This window comes from Pedobacter sp. 01N416 (genome assembly GCF_056399685.1).
On the sequence record NZ_JBFTRT010000333.1, the window covers coordinates 1 to 5,530 of the forward strand.

Genomic DNA, 5,530 nt, shown 5'->3' on the forward strand with positions numbered 1-5,530 from the left:
AAATAGGGGTAATACAGATAAAACCTAGCCTTATGGATTCAATGATATTAGAAAATCAAATGTTCAACGATGGCGGTATAAGTGTTGTTTTTTACTTCGCGCTAGGTTGCTCAATTTTATTCGCCATAAAGTTTAAATTGATCAATATCTATAAATTGGAAGAGCAGAATGTTTATCAGCTATTGGTTATAATTATGTTTCTGTTTTTAGGGACCAGTATTGTAGGGACGACACTGATGGATAAGTATGTTGGCGACCTTACATTTGGTGCATTTAAACACGACCGTACACATCGTTTTTCTAATCTTTATCCTATGGGACTGATTATACTTGCATCTGCAACCTATCAGTTTATTGTGTATACCAGAAAACTCAAATTGGAAAACGATTTAACGATATAAACTCATGCCCATAATTGTAAATTTAGATGTAATGTTGGCCAGGCGTAAAATGTCGTTAACCGAATTAAGTGAACGGGTGGGGATTACAATGTCTAATTTATCGATACTCAAAACAGGCAAAGCAAAGGCTGTCCGTTTGGAAACGTTAGAGGCGATTTGTAAGGCTTTAGATTGCCAGCCTGGTGATATTTTGGAATTCCGCACAGATTAACTTCCGAAGTCTAACAGGGTAGCGTGGAGCTAGACTTAGGAAGTTCAACGTTGGTTTTTTTTCCGAAGTACGACGGACCCAAGTTAAATAAACCTGATATAACGAAAATACTTTTTGCTGCAGGGTCTTCGACTCCGCTCAGACTGACAATCGCAAAAAGATTGCAGTGATAGCAGGGCTATCGGGGCCGAAGAGAACAGGACCTTGATTTTCATAATAATTGAAACTTTATCTAGAGATTGCCACAGTCGAGAAAAATCGGCTTCGCAATGAAGGTTCGGAAATGAAAAAACCTTCCAGTTTTCACTGAAAGGTTTTAAAATATGTATTGCTTTAAGCTTTGGTCTTTCGACTTTTAGCTTAAGCCTATGCTTGTTCAGCCAATACTTTAGTAACTAAATCTGCAGCTTCTTTTAAAGCGATTGCTGAGTAAACCTGAAGGCCAGATTCATCAATTAATTTTTTAGCTTCTTCGGCATTTGTACCTTGTAAACGGCAGATAATTGGCACCGGAATATTACCGATTTCTTTATAAGCATCAATTACACCTTGAGCAACACGATCACAACGAACAATACCACCGAAAATGTTGATCAAAATTGCTTTAACGTTTGGATCTTTCAAAATGATGTTGAAGGCAGCTTTAACTGTTTGTGCATTGGCAGTTCCGCCAACGTCTAAGAAGTTAGCAGGCTCACCACCGGCCAATTTAATAATATCCATGGTAGCCATAGCTAAACCAGCACCGTTAACCATACAACCTACGTTACCATCAAGGTTAACGAAGTTTAGGTTAGAAGCACTTGCTTCAACTTCCATCGGATCTTCTTCCGTAACATCGCGCATTGCTGCATAATCAGGATGACGGAATAAAGCGTTTTCATCCAGATTCACTTTAGCATCAACTGCAATTACTTTATCATCAGAAGTTTTTAATACCGGGTTGATTTCGAACATTGAAGAGTCGGTAGCTTCGTAAGCTTTGTATAAAGCGGTTACAAATTTAACCATTTCTTTATGTGCAGCACCACTAACGCCTAAGTTAAAAGCTACTTTACGGGCTTGGAAGCCTTGTAAGCCAACTTTAGGGTCGATTTCTTCTTTGAAAATTAAGTGTGGAGTGTGCTCGGCAACTTCTTCGATATCCATACCACCTTCGGTGCTGTACATGATAATGTTACGGCCTTTTGCACGGTCTAACAATACAGAAATGTAGAATTCTTTGGTTTCAGAAGCACCCGGATAATAAACATCCTGAGCAACTAAAATTTTACTCACTAATTTACCTTCAGGGCCGGTTTGAGGAGTCACCAATTGCATACCAATAATGTCGGTTGCACGTTGTTTAACTTCTTCAAGGTTTTTGGCTAATTTAACACCTCCACCTTTACCGCGACCACCAGCGTGGATTTGCGCTTTAATTACAACCCAGTCAGAATTGTAATCTATTTTCAGTTGCTTAGCAGCCTCAACAGCTTGCTCAGGAGTATCGGCAACTATTCCTTCTTGAACGTTAACACCGAAACTTTTTAATATTTGTTTACCCTRGTATTCGTGAATATTCATTTGCTACAAAATTTGCCCAAAGCTACAATTTCAAACCCTTTAAACAAATAGCAATTGCCGATTTTTTCAGAAAATGAACGTTTTGTGTTAATCGGGAAAAGTGATGTGGTACACAAGCTGATTATAGGGCCTTAACCTCAATAAAGAAGCAGATGTAGCTATTMTACAATACTTTTTTTGCTAAATTTTTAATTTGATCTTTAAAGTTCTTATCGAAGACAGTTTTTAAAGCCCCTGTTTTTAAGTTGTATGTAAAATATTCAACCTCATCCTTATCATCAAATTCTTTATCTCCATTAGTATCCTTTATCAGATCCATTAATATTAAATCATGTTTATCGTCTATTTTCCAACTACTTACATCATAGTTGTTTGGAGATATCCGGATAAATGATTTTCCCTCCAGGTTAGAGAGGTAAAGTTTACTAGGATCTCTGTCTGTTAGTTTTTTATTTCCATCATAGTCAGAATCGGTAATATTATAGTAGATAAACTGATCGGATAAAGTATTTTGATTATTTGGACTATGTTCTGAATGACCAATATTGAAGGAGTTGATAATAACTTTTTCTTTAGTCAATAATTCGCTTTTACCTGAAATAACATTGTGAAAGATGAGGTTCCAATGATTGGAATTCACGTCTCTTTTATAACTATCGTAATCGCCATCATTTAATCTTAATGGGTATAGCAGAATATCTGTTTTACCAATGATAATTGGAGAATCGTATTGTATTTTAGGCTGACTTTTCGTTTGAATGTTACTTGTTTCCGTAGAAATGGTTTTAATTTCCTCAGTGCAGGATGATGCTAGTATGGTAAAACTTAATAAAGTTATTGAGATTATTTTTTTCATTGTCGTTAATTTTGATTTAAGGGGAGTATAGCCAATAAAAGTGTTTATTGGCTTAAGATCGCCGATATTAGGTCGTATTTGGAAATGGCATTATACATTTGTTTTAAAAATGTGCTAACTTCCTGCAATCGGCGACCCAAAAATTCCAACAGCCATTTCTGCCCAGATTAAAAACAATGCAATTAAAATTACAATTAGGACTATGGTCCTACTGGTGCCTGTTTTCATGTTTCTAATTACAAGCTCAATGGCTAAACCCGTACTAAGCAGTAATATGCCAGCGGCAACAAAATCCCTTAAGTCCCACTGTACCTCATTTGTAAATTGCATGGCTATTAAAGGAATAGCTAATATTGATGCTATTATGCTTAAAATAATGATGATTCTTAGTTTGCCTGAATTTAATGTTTCTGGATTTTTCATGATTTTTATATTTTAATATACGTTTTAAATGGATAATTAAATAATTTTTAGTTTCCCCGATGCGGTTTGCATCAGGGAGCTAAGGGTTGAGCGGTTAATTATAATTTAGTTTATCAATAATTTAAGCGGTACCAGTTTTTTGTGATTTTAAAATTATTTTCCTTAAAAGAAGATTGAATTTCTTTTTCTAAACGCTTAATTTCATTCGGAGCATCTGTATATACAAATGCGGAATAATGATCTAAAAAGCCACGGTTAATGAAAAACTCTACCGTTACCTGATTTTTTTCATTTGTGGATATTGAAATGTCATTTCCTCCATTTGATATTAGTGCATACTTAAATTCGTTCAGATGATGAACTGATTTGTTAGCATCATATATTATGCTGCCGCTTTTAATCCGTGATATGATTTCCTTTCTCTGTCCTTTTCTGAAATGCCAATCAATTTTTTCAAAATAGTCTTCACTAAAAAGTGAAATAGTACCTAGGCAAACGCCGAAAGTTAATGCTGTTATATGGAATTTTGTGGCTATACCTTTTTTCGCTATAATACTGTATAGTAAAAATGATGACAGAATAAGTCCAATAAAAAGGTACGGTAGTATAAATACAAAGGACATAAAACCCCCTCCATAATAATATATAAATGGACCCTGCAAAATGGATAGAAAAATTATTAGTAGCGCTAGCAGATTCTTTGACATGATTTTATTTATTTAACCCAAAATATTCCGCGGTATTCCAATCCTGTAAATTCCACGATAACCAGCCCGATTTTTCGTAACGTTCTTTGAAATAACCAATTCGCTCGTCTAATTTTCTCATTAGCGCTTCTTCCGGTCGATCTACTTTGGCAACTTCAGAATCATTATTGGTTGAAGGATGGATTTTTGATCTGTTTTTATCTAAGAATGGGAGCGTCTTTTCTGATAAAGAGGTTAGATAATAAGGATCAATAGCAACGGCATCAACATGGTTGAGGTTATATTTTACAATTAAAACATCCCAGTTGATGATGCTAAAAGTTAATAAAAGGGCAAACCAGATGTTACCATTTACTTTGAAAAGGTAGAATATTGTTTTCTGTTTCGCTACTTTAAAATAAACCGTTGCCAAACCGATGATGCAAAGTGTGGCGAAGACCAAAACACCGATTCTTTTATGTGTTAAACCATGAAATTCGATATAATAACCATCGCGGATAAATACGGAGATGATCAGGATGAAATTTTGAACCATCCAGGTAAAGGCAAGCACCCTTAATGTTTTGCTTTTACGATAAAAATTCAGATTTCCCCTAAAAAAGTAAAGGATTACCGCCATGGCCATTATAATACTAAAGATTAGCGTATTGGTGCCCTGGTGTAGCTCTCCAGAGAAATTTCCTGAAGGTTTATAACCGAACCAAAGCGTGGTAATATCGATGGCATTTAATAACAACAATAGGAGGTTAAGGGCAATAAACGAAATTATGCCTACAATGTATTCGGTTTTTAAAGCCATTTTCCGTGTTAAGAGGTTGCCGCTAAATGTTTCTACAATGTGGTACCAAATCGTTTTTTGACCTGATGTTCTTCTGATCCTTACTAATTGTTCCTTGCATGTCAGTTCTGCTTTTTCTAAAGTTTTATCAAAAAATGCGAGTATTAAACCTCCTGTTAAGGCTAATCCAAAGCAGAAATGTATGATACGTTCGATACTTAAATCTTTAAAAAAGAAATGGAGTATATTTTCTAAAAACAGTCCGATGTTAGTTAATACGCTTTCGGCATAGTGGGCAAAAACATTATTGGCTGCAGAATATAAACACGCAAAAAAGATTACGGCAATAACTGGAATAAAAATGTACTTAATTAATTTGAAAATAGGTTTCAGGTTAAAATTACCTATGCTTATTTTACTTAAATGTTTTATGGCATTAAAAGGAACCGTTATCATTTGTAAAATACTGGCAAGAAAAGCGGCAAAAATCGTTCTGATCTGCTGGTTATGACTAAAGCCGATAAATAACAGCAAACTGATATAATAGGTGGCAACAGATAAATCAGAATTATTAACTACCACCAGTAC

Annotated in this window: 7 protein-coding genes; 2 read left to right on the top strand and 5 right to left on the bottom strand. The window is 35.1% G+C overall.

Going from position 1 to position 5,530, the window contains the following annotated elements; translation table 11 throughout:
* Both AC1DND_RS17780 and AC1DND_RS17785 read left to right on the top strand, forming a co-directional pair.
* Positions 1 to 401 (top strand): hypothetical protein (locus AC1DND_RS17780; RefSeq protein ID WP_477583630.1); only part of this gene is annotated, 401 nt, incomplete at its 5' end.
* A gap of 4 nt (positions 402 to 405) precedes the next feature.
* A complete protein-coding gene (locus AC1DND_RS17785) occupies positions 406 to 612 on the top strand; it encodes a helix-turn-helix domain-containing protein (protein ID WP_477583632.1) in 207 nt (68 codons plus the stop codon).
* Positions 613 to 978: 366 nt separating this feature from the next.
* Here the strand turns inward: AC1DND_RS17785 and sucC are convergent, their stop codons facing one another.
* From sucC to AC1DND_RS17810, 5 genes are all read right to left on the bottom strand, one after another.
* On the bottom strand, positions 979 to 2,178 hold the full coding sequence (sucC, locus tag AC1DND_RS17790) for an ADP-forming succinate--CoA ligase subunit beta (protein ID WP_477583634.1): 1,200 nt from the start codon (positions 2,176 to 2,178) through the stop codon (positions 979 to 981).
* Between the two features lie 121 nt (positions 2,179 to 2,299).
* Positions 2,300 to 3,034 (bottom strand): hypothetical protein, encoded by a 735-nt coding sequence (locus tag AC1DND_RS17795; protein ID WP_477583635.1) that lies wholly within the window; start codon positions 3,032 to 3,034, stop codon positions 2,300 to 2,302.
* Between the two features lie 114 nt (positions 3,035 to 3,148).
* Complete coding sequence (locus tag AC1DND_RS17800) at positions 3,149 to 3,457, bottom strand: hypothetical protein (protein ID WP_477583637.1); 309 nt, start codon at positions 3,455 to 3,457, stop codon at positions 3,149 to 3,151.
* 113 nt (positions 3,458 to 3,570) lie between these two features.
* The gene (locus AC1DND_RS17805; protein WP_477583638.1) at positions 3,571 to 4,164 is read right to left on the bottom strand and encodes a hypothetical protein; all 594 of its coding nucleotides are present in this window, start codon (positions 4,162 to 4,164) and stop codon (positions 3,571 to 3,573) included.
* Positions 4,165 to 4,168: 4 nt separating this feature from the next.
* A partial coding sequence (locus tag AC1DND_RS17810; RefSeq protein WP_477583640.1) for a DUF4153 domain-containing protein occupies positions 4,169 to 5,530 on the bottom strand: 1,362 nt, incomplete at its 5' end.

Bases quoted from the DNA above. Each gene is read 5' to 3' on its own strand.
- AC1DND_RS17800 (WP_477583637.1), bottom strand. From the start codon at position 3,457: ATGAAAAATCCAGAAACATTAAATTCAGGCAAACTAAGAATCATCATT.
- AC1DND_RS17805 (WP_477583638.1), bottom strand. From the start codon at position 4,164: ATGTCAAAGAATCTGCTAGCGCTACTAATAATTTTTCTATCCATTTTG.
- AC1DND_RS17785 (WP_477583632.1), top strand. From the start codon at position 406: ATGCCCATAATTGTAAATTTAGATGTAATGTTGGCCAGGCGTAAAATG.